We start from the raw sequence: 19353 nt of genomic DNA on the forward strand, positions 1-19353 counted from the left end.
CCAAAAGTTTTAATGCCCGCGCTTATTGCAGCACTAGCGCCTGGAATGCTATCTTCCACCGCGATACACTGCTGCGGTGTCGCGTTAAGCTGGTGCATCGCATAAAGATAGACGTCTGGTTTGGGTTTAGGGATAGTGCCAGATTCAAAAAATGAAGTCCCAAAGAGTTGAGCAAGTTCTGAACCTCTTCCATTACTGGCCCAGCGCATTGCTGAAAATATTTGGTGCAAAGTACTGTTGGTAACTAACGCTAATTCGTAATATTTATGAGCCTCATTGAGTGTCTCAATTACATCAGGTGCCATCTCCACTAAATTTTCTCGAAAAGCAGTCACCACATCCTGTGCCCTTGATTCGTACAACACCTCATAGTCAACATAAATGTTGAAGTAATCTGAAAGGCTTTCACAGAGTGACTGCCTTGTCTTACCCTGAAAGCGAACCTCAAAGCATTGACAAGTCAAAGGATGCTTTATGTAGGTTCCATATATCGCATTAAAACGATTTACTAAAGACGCCGTAGTAAGACACTCTGTGCCCATCAATGTATTATCAAAGTCTAAAAAGATCCAAGATGGTTTCAAAAGGGAGCGCATCTTATTAGGCCTTAACCAAAGAAGTCGTGTACTTCATTCAAGATAATTTTTTTCATTTAAATATCATGAAAACCGGTCGCGGCGAGGAGTACGCGTAAACCCATTGTGCAGTACTGGACTGATAGAAAATGAGTGTCTTACACAATCCATAATTTCTTTAGAAGAAATCTCTGGGCAATCTTCCATGATTTCTCCTACAAGAGGAATTAAGTTCTTTACAATCATCTCGTGAAATACTGGAACATTAAGTGGATTGGGCGATTGTAATTGTTCTAGAGCTTCTTTTAATCTATCAGTGTGAGCAGCGCAAGAGTAACACAACCTATAAAAATCCACAAGTTTTTCAAGGTCTTCCTTTTTAATCTTAGCGGTTATTCTAGGATCGTTCTGAAAAGTATTTAGAATAAGTACTGAAAACCGATCAGAAATTTCTTCTCTTACTGCATCAGCTTCATATCCTTCGATTTTTTTGTACTCCTTCGTATATTTATTTTTTCTTATTTTTTTATTTAGTTTAAGATTTTTTAAACACTTTGAAAGTTCTTGAAATTGCTGATCTTGATTGTTTTCTTCACTTTGGTTTTTACTTTTAGCACCCCTTCCACTTGTTGCTTCTAATGAAAAAAGAATTAAAAAAGAACACAGTATATAGATAAGGTTGAAGTTTTTCATGATTAACATTTCCTAATTAAATTATAATACTAAAGCCATAGCATATAAAGCATTTATTTTCAACACGGGTTTGAAGCCTATTTATTTAACTGTAGTAAAGAAGAGCGTTTACAAAGAGTTAGGAGCAACACTGTCCAAAACGGGAAGATCAGCACTTCCCTCTTCCATCAAGTTTAGCCATAGATCGGAAATATAGCGCGTCAATTCTATGGATGGAAGAAAATCTCCATGAAACTTTTTAAGCGTTTCTTTACTGGGAAAAATTTCTTTATTTTTTAAAAGCTCTGGTAAAATCCACGGATGAGAATGTGAAGAAGTGTTGGCAGTTTTTAATCGATTACTAATAGCGGCCATGTTTTGAGGCCTTAAGACGAAGTTAATAAATTTATGCGCTGCTTCCACATGCGCCGCACGTTTTGGAATAGCCATCATGTCCACGGTCATCATTACTCCTTCTTTAGGCACCACGTAAGCAATATTGATTAACGGTCGATAGTGTCTGCCTTGAAAAGAGGCAAGCGCAATATTATCTGAAAACCCCTGGAGTACTGCAGCTTCTTGTGCTAGAAGGTTGTCTTCTTGACGAGCATTTTGAAAACGTGTTATAAAAGGGCGAATTTTTTTAAGGTAATCATAGGCTTGCCTCCATACACCCTTATCGGTACTACAAGGATTTTTTCCCAGGTAAAGCAAGACGGCCTGAAATACATCCTTTGCGTTATCTAAAAGATAAATTCTACGAGATGAGAGAAGCTTAACTAGGGTAAGATCAAATACAAGGCCCCAGGTGGCTATTTCTTTTAAAGGTATGTCAGAAACTTTCTCTAGGTTAAGCCCTAAGCCTACGGATCCAAATAGGTAGGGCACACCGTAACGATGATTTACATCAATACGAGAAATGCGTGCAAGAAATGTAGGATCAATGTACTTGAAATTTGGAATAAGCTCCTTAGATAGCGGATGAAAGAGTTTTGCTTTCGTTGTGCGCGCAAAGGAGGGCCATGCAGTAATGATCACCACATCGTAGCTATTCTCCATACACAAATCTGTTTCTAAAATTTCTTCACTTTCATAGGTATCATAGATCGCTTCTATACCTGTTTCTTCTTGGAATGCTTTTAGAAGCTCTGGTGGAAAATATCCTGCCCAACCGTAAATATATAATATTTTCTTACGAGATGTACACCCTAAAAGGAGAAGTATCATCAATAAAGAGGAAACAGTTAAACATTTACTTGGCATAGAAAGACCATGACTGTCATTCTTTTATTCATATTAGCAAAATTTCTCCTTTACAACAACGTGAAAAAGACATGGATCTAGAGAACAATTTAGCATAAGTACCCTTTACTAAGATTCAGTACCCAGAATGGATTTACAGATAAATCAATGACTTGACTTCTATTAAAAAAATTGGAGACATTGAACTAAAGAACGGGTTCAGAATAAAGTACAAAAATGAAATTGATTTAGACCCCCTAAACAAACTTTGTTGCAAGCAATATTTCTCTAAGCATTACAGAAAATCTGACCACTATATCCGCGGCTTTCAGTGCGATGGATAGGGAGAGTGCAGATGCGAATTATACACCCAAAAACCTTCGCAGTGTGGATTCTGTGCTTCGAAGGTTAAGAAAGGATCTTTTGTATGCCAATTGTGGCGTTTCAATGTCAAGTGTGACAAAGATTTTTAAAAGTTTTGTGCAAGCTATCATTCAATAGATTCGCTCTGCTTCGGATCCGGTGGAGAAGCCTGAAGCAAGCTCCGCAAAGGGTGTGTAGAGGGACGGAATATATTAATTATGTGCATAGAAAAAAAATTTCTCGGGCCTACACGTCACCCTCTCAAATAGAATCTCTGTGATTATTCTGAAAAAAGGTTAAAGTAGTTTATTTATAAAATTGATAGTAATGCGTGTGTTTTTATACCCAAGAGGGCTTTTCGTATTGTACCATACTTTTTTGGTAAACATTTAACGTATATCTATTGAGTAAACCAACAATGATATTCGCCATCATCTCATCGAGTTTAAAAGAAAAATAAATGCTTCAAGCCGTAGTTTGGATCAAGTTCACCATTCTTGAAAGCTTTTTCATATCTTCCAGAAAACTCCTTAAAAGGTTCTTAATTTCATCACTCTCTTCTTATCGTTCTTTAGTTAAGTGCCTCAAAAATTTTTATATATAGGTCTGCCGTTAAAAGAGGAATGCGCTTATATTTAAAAAAACAATAATGTATAATGCGTATATCCAATAAAGCCAGAGGAACAGTATGATTGCATTGTTATTTCCTGGACAGGGTGCTCAGTGTGTGGGAATGGGGCAAACATTGGCTCACCGTTTTCCTATCATTAAGGCGCGATGTGAAGAGGCAGATGAATTTTTTGCGTATACAGGCCAATCTCTTATTCAAATCATGTGGCATGGTCCTTGGGAAACGCTGATGCACACTCAGTGGGCGCAGCCCGCACTGTTTGCCTTAAGTGCTGGATTGTTTGACGTCGTCCATCAGCATTGTGGATTAGCGGATCTTTCTATTGGCTGGGTGGCAGGGCATTCTTTGGGAGAATACAGTGCATTATATGCTTCAGGATGTTTTTCTTTTCAAGAAGGCCTTGCGCATATTCAGGCCCGGTGTCAAGCGATGGCTCAGGTTCAAGATGGCGCTATGGCAGCCATTTTAAAGCTCTCTCTTGAAAATATTCATGAATTACTTCAGCGTTATGGAGAAGGACAGGTAGAGTTGGCCAATGATAATTGTCCGGGGCAAGTGGTGATTAGTGGAAAAAAAGATAGCGTTCATCGTATTTTGACACTTGCTCAAGCCCAAGGTGCGCGCTGCATCCTGCTTCAGGTGAGCGGTCCATTTCACAGCTCTTTTATGAATCTAGCGGCAGAACGCTTTTCTCATTACTTAAAGCCTGTCAGTTTTTCTTCTCCATCCATTCCGGTAATCACCAATGTTTCTGCTGCACTGCAACATGATCCTGAGTCCATTAAACTACAGTTAATTCATCATCTCACACACCCCGTGCGCTGGAGAGAGACCCTTCAAACATTACACAGACTAGGCGCAGAGTACTATTTAGAACTGGGACCAGGAGCAACTTTGACAGGATTAGTACGGAAAACTTTAGATTCAGTCTCTGCAACAAGTTTAGGAGATCTACCTGTTCTGGAAGCCTGGATGCATGCCACCATGGTTCCTTCTGCCCGTGCTATGCCGAATCTTTAAGAGGATGTGTAGGGAAACAGTGCAAGTTCAACACTATATTGATAAAGCGCTGTTGCGCATGCGTCTAGAATTGTTTCAAGAAGTACATTTAGGGTGTTCTGAATTAAGCCCTTTGTTAAGTGACGCGCTTTGGCCGGCAGGAAAAGCGTTGCGTCCTAAGTTAGGGTTAACCATAGCGTTTCTGTTTTCCCAAGATCCTTTGGAGCATCCAGAAATTATGGCATTATGCAAGGCAATCGAGTGCGTGCATATGGCTTCTTTACTTCACGATGATGTACTCGACTTGGGGGAAACACGACGGTATCGCCCTTGTTTTTATCATGCCTGGGGACAGCGTAAGGCAATTTTATTGGGGGATTACCTCTTAAGCATTGCATTACGATATCTTGTAGACGCGAACCATATTGGGCTCCTCTCTATTATACAACGCGCAGTCACTGAAATGACTCGGGGACAGATACAAGAAGAGCTTATGTCTTGGTCCCAGGGAATAGAAGAGTACGAACAGATTGCGCTGCAAAAGACTGCCTCTCTTTTTTCTGCCACAGCAAAAGCTGTGTGTGAAATTTTTTGTATCCAGGACTCCCGCGCAATTCTTTTAGAATCTTACGGAAAATCAGTAGGCTTTTGTTACCAGCTTCAAGATGATCTTCAAGATTATATGAGTACTAGAAAAGATAAGCAACGATTTCAGGATTTTTTTCAATCTCGCATAACTGCGCCCCTGTTGTGGCTAAGAGAACGGGTTTCGTTGGAAACTCAATATACCATTAAGACTTGGTGGAATCGTCCCACATTAGAGCATGCACATCATATCTATGAACTAATGGTGTACCATAATATTCCCTGTTATGGTAGAAAAAAGATTCAAGAACATAAAATAAGTATATATGAGCAGCTCCAAGAATATTGGCTTTTAGAGTCTATTGATCCTTTAATGCAGTTTTTTTCCTTTTCTTAGTAAAGATGAGAAAATTTTTGAATTTCTGCTATGTAATAAAATCAAGAGCTGAAATCATGTTTTAACGATAGAATAGAATTTTTTCAAGAACCATTCAATGTACTCGGCATACAAGTATTCGATTCCTGGGGTACTTTTCTAGGCTGTGTTCTAGAAAACTCCATACCTATAAAGCGTAGGAGGCCAAAATAAGAATTGCTGACTCACCGAGCTTGACAAGGTAATAAAATTTATTTTATATTTAAGAGCAAAATTTTTTTTTGATTTGATAACGAAAACTTTAAAATTCTTACTACTTTTTACGGCAGTCCTTACTTCAAACACTGTAATTGGAGCTAGGGGAAGAAAACCTAAAAAGGCACAAATCCCCCAGCAAAATCCAGCTCCCCAGGAGGAACAATTTCTCCAGCAAAATCCAGCTCCCCAGGAGGAACAATTTGCCCAGCCGTATCTAGGTGTTCCGCAGCGACGTGTTCCAGCATCGCCCAGCTGGGGTCCTAATAAAGTTACACACTTAAACATGCTTTCAAATCCAAGCAATGACTTTGAAGCATTATCTTTTACTCAGCAGCAACGTTTTCTAGCACTTCCCTACGGGTATGCTAACGCCATTTCAGAATTGGGAGACTCAGGGAGTAAAGTAAGACTCTCCGTTGTGAAACGCTTTTTAGATGCAGGGCTTTTTCAAATTGAGTGGTTTGCGTGCCATGACTCTAATAACCGTATCTGGATTATGAATCTTTCTGATGATGAATGGAATGTTTTTCGCGACATATCCCCTGTGCGAAGAATGGTTTTATTGGCCCCTCACCCAAAGACTAGCACTAGAATTAATCGTAATCATGTCTCAGCCATGCTAGAATTATTTTCTGCTAAACAGATTAACCTTCTTTTAGCTCCAAGAAAAAAAATAACACCAAAAGGAATTCAAGGAGTAGGAATACGTGAAGACGTTGAAGCAATCATGACATTACGTCAGAACTTACTTAAAGAAGTTTCCAAGTTTACGGATAAAGACTTTGAGACTTTTGTACAGATGCAGCATGAAAGCAGAAGTAAGTTTATTAAATTTGATTATAATGAGTGGCCAAAAATTCTAAAATTTTCTGCTAAACAGATTAACCTTCTTTTAGCTCCAAGAGAAAACATACAACCAGGAATAGAATTAAGCGCAGTTTCAGACGTTAAGCAACTTATACAGTTGAGTGACTCTTTTCTTGAAAACTTCCGCAGCCTTAACGATACAGAATTTTACAAATTTTTAAATAATGACGAGAGATTGCGTTATATGTATCCAAAAATATTTAAAGAGCAATCTGAATAGACGTCTTTAATATGTCTAGGGGTGTTGACAAGATCCACACTCCTACAGGATCACACGTTCTTTATTTTGACGGAATACTAATAGGTATACCCTCTTTCTACAGACAATAGAGGATATATCGTGTCGAGTCGTATGATCAAAGATAAATTTGGAAGATATATAAATCACTAAGATATTATATACTCTCCGTCATGTATTGCGCATCAAAAAAGATTTATAAAGCGGTGCCTTAAGCGTAATGAAAAAATATTATTTTTAGGTCATATATCCTTAAATCATGACATACGCAATACCATAGAAAAAAATGCGCTATCTAAAATATTTCCTAATCTGTACCAGAAGGTAAATAAAACAGGTATTGGATTCCTAGGATACCTTTCTAGGCTTTGTTCTGATACACTTTATATCGATAAAGTTCAGGAGATTGAAATAAGAATTCTTGATTGACTGTGATTGACAAGGTAATATATTTTAATTATGCTTTTGTAGTAAATTTATTTTTAAGTTAAGTTATAAAAAATTTAAGACTTTTACTACTTTTTACAGTAATCTTTACTAATTAGAGTTAGAAGAGGAAAAACTTATAAAAGACACTCCTCCAGAAAGAACAACTTCTTCAGTAAAATACAGATCCCCAGGAGAAACAATTTTTCCAGCCGAATCCAGGTCTTCCACAAAAACGTGTTCCAGAATTGCCCAGATGGTATCTTAAAGTTACACACCTGAACATACTTTCAAATCCAAGAAATAAGTCTGAAAATTATCTTTTGCTCAGCACAAACGTTTTCTAGCATTTCCCCACGGGTATGCTGAAACCATTTCACACGTTGGAGACTCCTAGGTTAAAGTGAGACTCCCTATTGTGCAATGCTTTTGAGATGCAGGGCTTTTCCAAGTTGATTGGTTTTCGTATCATGGCTCTAATAGCCGTACCTGGATTATGAATCTTTCTAATGATGAATGGAATACTTTTCGCGACATATCTCTTGTGCGAAGAATGGTTTGGTTGGCCCCTCACCTAAGGACTACCACTAGAATTAATCGTGATCATGTTTCAGCCATGCTAGAATTATTTTCTGCTAAACAGATTAACCTTCTTTTAGCTCCAAGAAAAAAATCACTTGTATATAGGATTAATATGGAGAGTTACAAGGATAGATGATTGGATAAAAAAAGAGAAAAGCGCAGTACATATTCTAAACAAACCCACAGTATAGCTGGCTTAGTGAATAATTAATCTATAGAATCCATGGGTTTTAATAGGTCTTTCAATACAAATCTTTTTAATAATTGTGTAAAACAATTATGGATAATACCTCATTACATAAATCACAAAAGACAAGAGCGCTCATCACATCTGTTGACTGAAAAATAATATTTTTATTCCTTTATTCACCCGATCTAAATCCTATAGAAAAATTCTAGCCTCATATGAACCGATGATGGATTAAGAATAGAATTACAAAATTATATCAGGCTTATGGATTAAAGAAAAATATAAGATAGGAAAAAATAGTGCCTAGTTAAGCAATGTGAATTTGGATCATCATGTAGGAAGTGCTATAGAGTGTTCGACTTTCCGAAAGTAAGAGATTAAATTATTAAGGATTGAGTCCACTTATAAAGACTACGGAATTAAGGGCTTATTCAAGAGCTTGTTATTACATTCATAAAAGACTAATAACCAGTCACGTAAAAGATTAAAATAGTAGGAATAAAGTATAGGATTATTACAGAGAGGTGAGAGATATCCAAAAGTTATACAATTAATCTAAAAAACTAAGCGTGGAAAGTCATAGAACAATAGATCACCAAAAGAAAAGAGAAGCAAAAGAAGGCCGCGCCTAAAGATGCTAGGCTGGTATAGAACGGAATAGTTTATATGAAAAAAACGGCTATTTTGGAGGGATCTCCCTAAAAATTTTGGGCCATGGAAGAGAGCATTGAATGACTTTAACAGGCTAAAGCATAGAAATATAATTCAAGCATTGATGGATAAACTCAGCAATATCCTCAGAATGAAGAGGAGCAAAGAGCAAAGTTTTAGCATAGGAATCATGGATGGCCAGAGCGTTAACCCACGCTCTGTTAAACAATGAAGAGATAGAAGAAAGAAAGTGGCGGGTAGAAAAAGACATCTAGGGGTTAACACCTTGGGCTATTCGCTAAATGGTGATGTGCACAGTGCTAGGCCTCATGATCGCAAGTTTTCCAAAAAAGTATTATTTGGCTTAAAAGAAAAATTTCCAAGGCTGGTGAGCATTTTAGCGCATCAAGAATATCAAGTTCATCTCCACCAGTAGGGTTATCTTCATACGCAAAGGGTTTTGCTTAATATTGTAAAACATGCAGAGCACACTAAGAGGGTTAAGGTCCAGCAAGGCGATAGCTTGTAGGGCGTTCATTTGCTTAGTTAGGTCATTTTAGAAGGTTATCCAAAGATTATGAGAAGTCTACTTCATCAGCCAAAGCGTTTATTCCGCTAGCCTTCATTAAAATAATGCTCAATAGGTTAGAAAAATGGTTTACCTGACTGTTTCTTAAGTGGGGAGATAGTAATGCAGCCAAGTGGTTTTATGACTTTTGTCTGACGGAAAAGACACTGGATTGTAGCGTTTTCAGTGTAATGAGAAACAAGATAGGTACCGATAGAGGTTATTTGAAATTTTCCTAGATCCGCTTAAAGCGTAAGGCGATATGAGGAAAGACCCCATCAATCCTCTTTTTTAGAAAATTTATAACACCTCTTTCTTACTTTTATGTTCTCCGACAGAGCTTGAAACTTTAGTAATCAGAACAGGTACACTCTGTAACACTCATTCTGACCGAAAGAGGACTAAACCCATCAATGATAAAATGTATCCTAGTTTTCGCTCCTTTTCGACCTGAGCATATCTTGATTTTTCACTTTGGTACTTAAAAATATACCGTGATTTGGGCTTCCAGAATCCTTTAAACCCTTCATAATCAGGGGAAATTATCAGCATTTCAGGTAAAAGCTTCTTTGTCTCATCACAAAAAAACAGGTGTAGAGTATTGTTTATGACCCTTGTTTCAGCAATACTTTGGCCAAAAACGTCAGTTTGAGGGCTCCAAAAACACCTTATTAACAAATTTTTTCTACTTTCTAGTAAAACAAAATTTAAAAAGATCTCAGTGACGGTTAGATGTTTTTTGATGATACGTAAGAAGCTGTACTTCTGTTTCTTTTTAGACTTTGAGTGTTACGCAGATACTATAATGCACTACTTAGCATAATCATTTCTAAAGATGATAAAGATGGAGGGTTTACATCTTGTTCTTTTCCTAATATTTTTTATACCACATAAGATAGGACGTTTTTTATCTTGACTTCCCTTTCAAACTGTTTGGATATTTATCCTTGAGAGGCGCCATTATAAGCTGAAGTTTTTCCGTAATTTTTTTATGATAATGTACGGGAATTTTATGTAGATTTCTTTTAATCTCTTCGCATACAAACATTGCTTCACTTGGTCTACCTAAACATCGTAAGCACTCTGCAGATCGAAGAAGGATTTGTATAGGAAATAGGTCTTTTCGTTCTTGTTGTATTTTAGTGGTAGGAATTAGTGTTTTAGATTGGGTTTTAAGATAAAGATATGCAGTGGAAAATACTCCATCTGCTTGATCATATTTTTTTTGATGCATAAAAATTAATCCTTTGTAGTACAAAGCCTGCGCTTTAAGGGGATGATGATTTTTGTGGATAAAATAATCTAAAAGCGTGATGGCTCGATTTGTCTCTCCGTCTTTGAGATACCGGGTAACGTCACTCAAATTCTTTGAGTTTGAAGCAGGATCTGAAGGAGAAAAGGTAAATAATTGTTGATCAAATTCTTCTTGAGCTTCTTTAGACGCTACGTTTAGATTTTTTTGACCACGCAAAGTATCTAAAGATTGTTGCAAGTTTAGGCACTGTTCTTCTAATGCCTTGCAACGATCTTCCAATTCTCCTAATCGATGTAATACCACTTCTATGGGAGAAGGAAGAGGAGCCGAATTCGCACTGAAGCTGAACAGGCCGTATAGACAAAGAGAAAAAAATCGTAAAATAATCATTCCGCTAAATAAGTTTGTAATTACTTCATCAGTGTATCAAAAGCGTCTCTACATCTCAAAATTTTATGAGGGTGTTTTCGTATTGATCTCTTGAGGGGACAATAAAGGGTCTGTTAGTGTACTGGCATCTTTTATATTTTTTAACAATAATTTTACACTCTGAATAAAATTGATGTTTTTTATTTTTTCTGGCAGTAAGGATTCCAATAAAATAGCTCCTCGATTTAACCACTTTTCACTTTGAGACGTCTGAATAATTTCCGGTTGCTGATTGGGTGCAACAAAAAACAAAGATCCCGTGTACACGCTTAAAATTATCACTACTCCTCGAGTGATTCCAAACACTCCTCCTAACAATGCATCCACACTACGAACTATGCTGGTATGAATTTTTAAAGCAACCCATTGTATAAGACACAAAAAAACAATAAGCGTTCCCAAAAATACACTTAAATAGCACACCGTTTTTAATAAAGTAGGAGACTGGATCCACCTACTCCAAAGAGGACACAGTACTTCATGGTACTTCCAAGATAAAATTCCGGCACTAATCCAGGCTAATAAGCTTAGTGTTTCTTTTACAAATCCCCGAAAAAATCCTAAAAGTCCAGAAAAACCAATTACTGCCAACAAAAGTCCATCAAAAATATTAAAATTATTCACAAAATCTAAAGTTTTTTTATACGAAGCAAAGGGACTTGAACTCTGAAATACCGAGCATGGAGACTACCACTTAACCCATTAAGCCCCGCATCTTTTTTTTAGGCTAACAGATTTTTTTTACGCCTGCAAGCCATAAGTGGTTTCTTATTTAAGAAAAGGAGGTAGAACAATAACGACAATATTTTAGCATAAATTTTCATGCTAGAGTGCAATGAAGTTATTGGGTGAATTTTATGTGGTACAGTTTAAATAAGACAAGATCCACTGAATACAAAACCACCGGTTGTCGAACCGTAACAAGTCTTTCATTTCTTGGGTTCTAAAAAAATTTAAGAGTGTAGTATAGAATTTAACAAGTATTAAAATAACTTCTTAATGCTAACTCTGATTTTTACCTTCTTTCTTTAGCCTGAGCTTATTTTAGCTAGATAGGGTTAACCTCTGGAGAATAAAAAGCTCAATAAAATCACTACGTCTATTCATTTATGAACGTGTGGGATGTTTATGATAATAATACTGTGATATAGGATATATTGACAAAAAAGCTAGTGATGCTAACTTTTTTCATGATAATACTTTTTATTTTGAAACTTTAGTAAACAAAGTGTTAATAACAGAGCGATACCCTGGCCTAGTTTGCGATGTTGTCACTTTTCATAAATCCAAGAAACCAAAATAAATTTATAGAATCCGTAGCAGGTTTTGTGATTCTTTTACTGTCTTAGATCTAAATTCTATAGAAAAATTTTAGACCAATATGAACCAATGGATCAAAGAAATATCAAACATTTTCATAAATTATACAACGTGCTTATAAAGCGAATTAAAGTAAAGTTTATATATGCATACGTTATTTGCAAAGCAAAATACCTAGATCCTATAGCGAAAATATTCCAGTTTGAAATAGTATCAAATATATTAATCAGAAGGAAATGATTGAGTAAAAGAAGCTAAGCAGTAAAAAAGGTAGTGCAAAGAGCGAATACATAGCAAAGGATATAAACAAAAATACTAATTTTATTTTATCTGAAAGGGGAGAGTATTTTGGTATGCGTGCTACGGATGCATTATATTGGCTTCGTAACTTAGGATACAGGTATGAGGAAGCACATGAAAAAAAGTGTAGGGCTTATCAAGAAAATATAAAGGGTATATCGCCTCACCCTCTTATATATGGTGCTGAAAGTGTCATTGAGATCAATCTTTGTAAAGATAAAAAATGGGGGAACCTTATTGGTAAAAAAAAATGAAAAGTATTACGAGCGCATAACTATTATAGTTGGATATAGTCATCATAAGTAAAAAGCGCCAATAGTGTTCAATAAGACTTGTAATAGGAAACGATTTGAAATTTGGGTTGAAGCGTTTTTAATAAAAGAACTATACCCTAAATAGGATGTAATCATGGGCCATGCCTTATTTCCTAAGTCTCAAAAGACGAAAGAGTAGATTAAATCTGTTGGATGTAGTCTTTTTCTTCCACTATATTCTTCTGATTTGAACCCAATAAAAAAGATTTTGAGCTAATACAAAACTATGAATGAAGGATAAAGTTACTCAATGTGATAGAGTACAGGATTTTTTTAATACTCAGATTTTAACTTTAACTTGATTTAATATAGCGTTTTTTTTCCTAATCAGAGTTAGTTTACCATAAAATAAAAAATAAGTTTAGAATAGGCCTGTATTGTGAGGGTTAAACAATGTGCACTCAACAAAAGCCTTTAAAAAAAGAGGAGAAGAACAGGTCCAACACATGAACTAATCTTTGAAAGTAAAAAAAGTCTTGTTATATGTTAATAAAAAGAAAATAGAGCGTCCTTTGGTCTCACTTACGACTAAAAAAAAGGAAAACTTTTTAAGATGATATGCAACGCCGAGGCATATGAGTTAAGTAAAACTACACTATAAAACACAGGACTTATACAATTTTTTACTATTAAGATTAGAACACTTCACACTAATTATATCAACAAGTGGAAGTGTCTTTAGTTTAAATTTTGGGAGCTTAGAGAATTCTTAGTATGGTGTTCAAGAATTTACTCAACTACATATTGAGTTTGATTAAAGAATCCTTCCCCCAAAGTACTATCGAGTAGATTAAAAATTACAATGTTCAAAACTGTTGAGTCCAGTCTGTTAGATATTGTTTAATTTTTGCTTTATTTGTTTCATCTCGTGTATTTTGCCCAGAAACAAGCATATTTTGGATTGCCTCATGCATAGGCAGAAGCATAGTAGAACGATTTATAATAGGACAAAATAAACTTTGTAACACGCGATACGCCTGAGCTACCTTCTCACGACCGTGAAACCAACAATCTACTAACTCGGAAGCAATATTATCTACTAAAGGAATTTTTTTCAACTCAGTAAACTCATTTCTTAGAAGTAATCCAACCAGTCTTTTATGGTGCATTAGTATTTCTTTGTTACTTATAGAAGAAGAGTCTTCTTTTGGCTTAAATAGATTTTTATTTGCAAAATTAGCGCGATTTGCAAAAGATTGTAGTCCTTTACGAATGCGAATCCGAACGATCTGTGCACCAAATTTTTTTCGTCTAACAACAAAAGGATCTTGTACGCCTTGCGGAAGAGGATCTTGTTTTAGAACAGAGTTTTTGAATGGGGGCTTTTGAGCGAAAGCATAATTAAATAAGTCGATTATAGCATTTTCAGAAACTACAGAGTTAGCCTGACACGTAGCAGCCACTTGATCCATAAGAAAAATGTTCGATCGGTAAAGGGTGTGGAGAAAATTCATTGAAGGAGTTATATCGATGGTTTCTGGAATAGCACCAAATCCACTAGCAAGCTTTTTTAGCGCTATTCTAGATTCTTCCAAACGTGTATGGGTGATATCTAAGCTACGGAAATAATCTCTTTCATCTCGTGATACAACCGCTTTTCGCTCTTCAAAAGCTGCTTGTAATATAGTTGTACTTATTTCTTTTTTTCCCTCTGGTGTGACGGAGTCGGAGTATGGGGCTAGGGCGCGCGCAAGCATCATAGTCTGAGCCAATATAGTTAAAACTCGCTCAGCTCTATCATATATTTCTCCAGAATGCATGTAAATGGGCATCGAGTGTAAACCACGGAAATACACCAAATCCTCAAAAGATTCTTGGGCTTGTTTAAGGAGTTCCTGTTGTACTGGGGTTAACTGCTGATCTTGTTCCTCTATACCTTGATGCTCTTTTTGGTTCTGTGGAATTCCCCATGAGTTTGTGTTCAATACTGATAATCCAAAAATCATTAAATAAGTTAATTTTAGTATTTTCATTTGTAAATCTTTTTCTTATGGCAAAAATACGTTATCACAAAAAAACTTTATGTCAAGAATAAGATTGCATTTTTTAAAAAATGTATAGCAAACTAACTCTAAAACAGTTATAGAGAATAGTGCGTCAATTAAAGAATGTGTAGAACGTCATATCTGTTTAGCGTGAGCCCATTGTTTCTCAATAGGCTTAAGATCAAACGAATAAGGAGGTAGGTACCAACATCCTTAATCATTTTCTGCCTAGCTTTACCTTTATGAAAAGTAGCATTATCCATGACAATACCAGGATTTTTTGGGATATTGGTGAGTACCATTTCCTTTACCCAATAAGTCAATACTTCTACAGAACCCGTACGCAATCTAATGATCCCTAAAGTAGAGCCCATTCAAGCGCCTAAAGACATTTATTCTTCTTTCTCACCCCAATCCTGTTTTCCATAACAACGCTGCGCTTTTACAGAATACCCGTGCGTTCTTAGCATATCATGAACAAATTTCCACGTTCATCAACTTTTCTGTGTAATTCATCACATTTTTGGCACAATACAGGTCTTTTTTCTGGATCCGCCTTTAGTTTTTTTAGCGAACTCCAAGACGTCTTAAGGCTTTCAAAATGCTAACAGAGCTACCCCCAAAGCGCTCTGCTCGCTCTGACTGAGAGGTATCAGGATTCATCTTGATATCATAGTCTAAACATTCCATATCAATTATTCTGACTAGCTTATAGTGAACTAAGTTTGGTTCTAAACGCGCACTCCCTTTATAGTCTGCTTATCCATTCCAAAACGTCTACCAGAGTCTTCATAACTCACCCCTTCTTTCTTTTGAATTCCTAAACCCTTACCACAAAAATCTAATAAATGCGATAGCTTTAAGTATTATGCTCGTTGCTTCTGTTACAATAATGCTATCATTAGTGCGCTATAGTTAAGTACATTGAAGAATGTTACGGTTAATCCATCGTTTCATATCAATCCAGAATTTCTTTATAAGAATTAAGATCTGGTGAATAAGGGGATAAAAATATTGTTTTTCAACCAATAGATCGGATAAGCGCTCTTGCTTTTTGTCTAGGATTTAGTCCTTTAATTCAACACTGTTCTTCCCAATGATTAAAAAGATTCGTATTGCAAAACCCATTGTAAGTGCTATAGATTGATCATTCACTACGTCAGAACTTGCTATAGGTTTTTTTCTAATAATTAGAACACTTTTTAGAAGCCAGCTTCTGTTTTTTTTCACTAACTTTTATCTTTCAAATTCGCCATATGAATACCACTTTCGTCAATATATACAAGACTTTTTTCGGTATGTCTTTTATGATTTATAGATATCCATCTTGCTTTTATTCCTCCATTTTCCCAAAGAAAAAATTTTTATCGCTAAATTCTAGGTTTTTTAATACTGCTACAAGCATATCCTTCACTTATCGCAAACGCAGCCCCAATATCCTTTAATTTAGTATTTTCATTAGTCTTTGCCAAATAATTCTAGTTTTGTATAGGTTCTCTAGCACGGTACTTTCTTTTTTTCTTATTCTTATATTCATTCTCTTCTCTACTTACTGTATTGTTGTGCACCTTAAATACTTTTGATGATTCCTTTTGTATTGTTTTTTTGCGCAAGTAACTTATTCTTAAACCGTTTCTACATAGGCTTGTGGATATTTTTCCCTTTTTTTCTACCATGGTTACGCACCGAATGAAAAGTGATTTACTATAGTCTTTTTCTAGTAAGAAAATAGCCCCTATTGCAGAGTATGATACACCTTTTCGATTTTTTATTGCCTATCAAACACCCTACCTTTGGTTAAATTATTGTAATATTTTCCATATTCATGAGTACTTCTTTAGTATTTTTGTACATTTGGTTTGTTCTTTGATAGTGCTTCTTAATTAAATCTACGGTAATAATTGAGGAATAAACACCCAATACTTTATTTTTCATGAATCATGTATGATTTTTTGAGCGTAAATTGTATTCAAACTCATAAATTTAATTAATTGCTAGTATTTTTTTATGTAAATTAATATTTATTTGCTGCTTATTAAGCGCTTTTTTTAAAACGAGACTATTTTTATTATTTTTTAATCTTATCTTTAAATTAACTAAATTATTTTATTATTAAAACAAAAAAACTATAAAATGAAAATAAAGTTTTTAATTGTTGCTTTTATATTTCTTCAAAGCCAAAGAGGCTACGCAGGCATATTTGATGCGTTTTCCACTACTGCTAAATATATTGGAAACATTGTAACCACCGGAGGAAAAGGATGTACACGATGTGGAACCCCGTATAATGTGCAGTGTATGGACTCCCAAGGCAAAAAAAAGATGTGGTACGATAAGCCAATAGAATCTTGTTTTGCTCTCACCAGCGGTGGGTGTCGACCTCGAGATGAGCACATGAATGCAGCACGTAAGTATTGCAAGGATCATGGTCTCATTTTGGATGAAGCCAATGCAGCAAAGTCAGAAAAAAGCCGAGGTGTTGCACAATCTCAGTTCAAAAGCTTGCACAAAGCTGTGGACAAAGTTGCGGATACAATAACGCCGTTGGCGACGCTAGGATTGGGAGCCGTAGGAGGCGTTACAGGGGCACCTACAGGACAGGGAGGGCATGCTATTTCAGGAGCCATCAATGCAGCGACCGAGATGCGGGCTCAAAATCTTCAAAAGCGTGCAAGAACTCAATCAGTTAAATCTGTACCTTCATCCTATCAGTATCAGGATGAGGATCAGAATGAAGAATCTGTAGAGGAAGAAAATATTGATATGGATCCAGAAGCCCTTCCTTTCCAAACCCAAGGATCTCAGTTTCAAGGCTATCCCCCACAGACCCAAGCTTCTTCACAGCAAAGATCTCTGTCCCAAGCTACAGTATCGCAATCACAAGGGTATTCCAAAAAAACTACGAGGCCTGCACAGCAGGGATACCCTTCTCAAACTGCAGGAGATAAGCCACAAGGGTATTCCCCCGAACAGACTAAAAGAGCCCAACCCCTACAGGCTAGAATTACACATTAGGCTTTAAACAGATTCAGCGATAAGTACCTGTTCAAAGTCTTCTGTAATTTACTTAAATTATCATTTTTAAATTGTAAATGGAAGCTGAGATATACACAGTTTGAGCTGAGGGAACCTATTTTTTTGGTTTTTTGGAAAAATAGCCCCTCAAAAATTAAACTTAGATAAAGTTTTCTGTGTTGTTTTGTATCTGTTTAAGACGAGCTGTCAATGGAGCGCACTTCCAAAAGATTTTTTTAGTTAGTGAGGTCCGTGTAAACAATGGTCAAACGAGAGCAGGAATTTTTTATTTTGGAAAATCAGAGCATTAAAAAACGGATACAGTGGGAAATAAGTGTAGGATGTAAGTGAAAAAAATCTGGAACTAAGCGATATAGTACAGTAGATAGCCAAGAAATTTCTTATATCATTGATCGTGAGAGGATTATTACGATGGCAAGCCATCCAAAAGAAGAAGGTCAGCCTTCCTAAAAAATAATAAAAGAAACTATTTAGTGCAATAGCAAAGGGAGCAAAGCGCAATGAAGGGAGTATTCCAAAGCCTCTGAAGAAGTTGAGGGCCTATTCATTGAGCGCAAAAAATTCCGTTGTTTATAGAATGAGCAGTGATTAGAGATATTATAGCCAACTCACTATGAATGGTTATAGAGAATAGCGCCTCAATTGAACAATGTGTAGAACATTTAATCTGTTTAGCGTGAATCGATTGTTTCTCAATAGGATTAAGCTCAAGAGAATAAAGAAGTAGGTAAAGTATGACCAGCATCCTTAATTCATTTTCTGCGTAGCTTTATCTTTATGGAAAGTAGCATTATCCATGATAATACTAGATAGTGTCGTTACGAGATATTGAGCCAAAGGGCAAGACAGCGTATTTGGGCGGCTGCAAGAAAGGAGGAGCTGTTTTTGGCATATCGCGTGGCGATGCCTCTCCATCGCTTAAGATGCAAGAAGGCATTTTTTTGTCATAGAAGCGCTGTTCTTTTCGATTCCTTTTTGCAGGAATCACCGCTTGAATATTTTGACTGTTTGCCATGTCTAGTACAGCATCTGAATCATAGCCTTTGTCGGCTAAAAGACCTTGGGCGTTTATGCCCTCAATAAAAGCCTCAGCCTGTGTACAATCAGCTGTGCTATCTTCTGTAACAAGGATTCGCACTGGCATACCAGTTGCATCTACGGCTATATGTATTTTGGAATTGAGCCCCCTTTTGTTCGTCCCATGGCTTGGTTTCCACCAAGTGCTCCTGCTGCATGAGGGGGTACTTTGATAGGGCTTGCATCAAATCATGAGCCACTCAAAATCAGGCTCCATCACAAGTGATTCTAACACCCCTTGCCAAACGCCTTTGTCCCGCCATCTGCAAAAGCGTCGATGCGTGTTTTTCCAGTGGCCATAAGCCAGGAGGTAAATCTCTCCAGGGTGCGCCAGTGCGCAATATCCAAAAGACGGCGTTGATAAAAAGCCTATTATCAGGGACGATACCTTCCCAGGAACCTTTTCGCCCAGGC

13 protein-coding genes and 2 pseudogenes are annotated in these 19353 nt (G+C 36.5%); 6 read left to right on the plus strand and 9 right to left on the minus strand.

Translation table 11 applies throughout. The features are described from left to right. From HCUR_RS07290 to HCUR_RS07300, 3 genes are all read right to left on the minus strand, one after another. Positions 1-596 (minus strand): HAD family hydrolase (locus HCUR_RS07290; protein ID WP_129591977.1); only part of this gene is annotated, 596 nt, incomplete at its 3' end. Positions 597-659: 63 nt separating this feature from the next. Next, positions 660-1268 (minus strand): hypothetical protein, encoded by a 609-nt coding sequence (locus HCUR_RS07295; protein ID WP_104207417.1) that lies wholly within the window; start codon positions 1266-1268, stop codon positions 660-662. Positions 1269-1376: 108 nt separating this feature from the next. Beyond that, positions 1377-2510 (minus strand): ABC transporter substrate-binding protein, encoded by a 1134-nt coding sequence (locus HCUR_RS07300; RefSeq protein ID WP_104207418.1) that lies wholly within the window; start codon positions 2508-2510, stop codon positions 1377-1379. A 1030-nt stretch (positions 2511-3540) separates the two neighbouring features. Between HCUR_RS07300 and fabD the strand changes: the two genes are divergently transcribed. The 4 genes and pseudogenes from fabD to HCUR_RS08890 all read left to right on the plus strand — a co-directional run. Next, positions 3541-4503 (plus strand): ACP S-malonyltransferase, encoded by a 963-nt coding sequence (gene fabD, locus HCUR_RS07305; RefSeq protein WP_104207419.1) that lies wholly within the window; start codon positions 3541-3543, stop codon positions 4501-4503. Positions 4504-4507: 4 nt separating this feature from the next. Beyond that, a complete protein-coding gene (locus HCUR_RS07310; RefSeq protein ID WP_207760993.1) occupies positions 4508-5464 on the plus strand; it encodes a polyprenyl synthetase family protein in 957 nt (318 codons plus the stop codon). 265 nt (positions 5465-5729) lie between these two features. Continuing rightward, the gene (locus tag HCUR_RS07315) at positions 5730-6788 is read left to right on the plus strand and encodes a hypothetical protein (RefSeq protein WP_104207421.1); all 1059 of its coding nucleotides are present in this window, start codon (positions 5730-5732) and stop codon (positions 6786-6788) included. A gap of 2114 nt (positions 6789-8902) precedes the next feature. Beyond that, positions 8903-9091: pseudogene (locus HCUR_RS08890) on the plus strand (IS5 family transposase); the annotation flags it as partial. Positions 9092-10130: 1039 nt separating this feature from the next. Here the strand turns inward: HCUR_RS08890 and HCUR_RS07330 are convergent. Together HCUR_RS07330 and HCUR_RS07335 are read right to left on the minus strand one after the other, a co-directional pair. Continuing rightward, complete coding sequence (locus tag HCUR_RS07330; RefSeq protein ID WP_104207424.1) at positions 10131-10868, minus strand: tetratricopeptide repeat protein; 738 nt, start codon at positions 10866-10868, stop codon at positions 10131-10133. Between the two features lie 63 nt (positions 10869-10931). Continuing rightward, entirely contained in the window at positions 10932-11531 is a 600-nt protein-coding gene (locus HCUR_RS07335) for a CvpA family protein (protein WP_104207425.1), read from the minus strand. Positions 11532-12580: 1049 nt separating this feature from the next. On the opposite strand from HCUR_RS07335, the gene HCUR_RS07340 reads away from it, so the two are divergent. Then, positions 12581-12781 carry a hypothetical protein gene (locus tag HCUR_RS07340; protein WP_104207426.1) on the plus strand — a complete coding sequence of 67 codons (201 nt, stop codon included), beginning with the start codon at positions 12581-12583 and terminating at the stop codon, positions 12779-12781. 866 nt (positions 12782-13647) lie between these two features. On the opposite strand, the gene HCUR_RS07345 is transcribed toward HCUR_RS07340, so the two are convergent. The 3 genes from HCUR_RS07345 to HCUR_RS07970 all read right to left on the minus strand — a co-directional run bounded on the left by HCUR_RS07345 (position 13648) and on the right by HCUR_RS07970 (position 15516). Next, positions 13648-14814, minus strand: coding sequence for a hypothetical protein (locus HCUR_RS07345; RefSeq protein ID WP_104207427.1), 1167 nt, complete (start codon positions 14812-14814; stop codon positions 13648-13650). 128 nt (positions 14815-14942) lie between these two features. After that, on the minus strand, positions 14943-15200 hold the full coding sequence (locus HCUR_RS10360; protein ID WP_423751902.1) for a hypothetical protein: 258 nt from the start codon (positions 15198-15200) through the stop codon (positions 14943-14945). A gap of 193 nt (positions 15201-15393) precedes the next feature. Beyond that, positions 15394-15516: a hypothetical protein gene (locus tag HCUR_RS07970; RefSeq protein ID WP_129591978.1), complete on the minus strand. Its 123-nt coding sequence runs from the start codon at positions 15514-15516 to the stop codon at positions 15394-15396. A 1443-nt stretch (positions 15517-16959) separates the two neighbouring features. On the opposite strand from HCUR_RS07970, the gene HCUR_RS07360 reads away from it, so the two are divergent. Then, complete coding sequence (locus HCUR_RS07360) at positions 16960-17841, plus strand: hypothetical protein (protein ID WP_104207429.1); 882 nt, start codon at positions 16960-16962, stop codon at positions 17839-17841. Positions 17842-18680: 839 nt separating this feature from the next. Here the strand turns inward: HCUR_RS07360 and HCUR_RS09705 are convergent. Further along, positions 18681-19353: pseudogene (locus HCUR_RS09705) on the minus strand (IS5 family transposase); the annotation flags it as partial.

The organism is Holospora curviuscula (assembly GCF_002930195.1).
In the GTDB taxonomy this organism is placed as follows: domain Bacteria; phylum Pseudomonadota; class Alphaproteobacteria; order Holosporales; family Holosporaceae; genus Holospora; species Holospora curviuscula.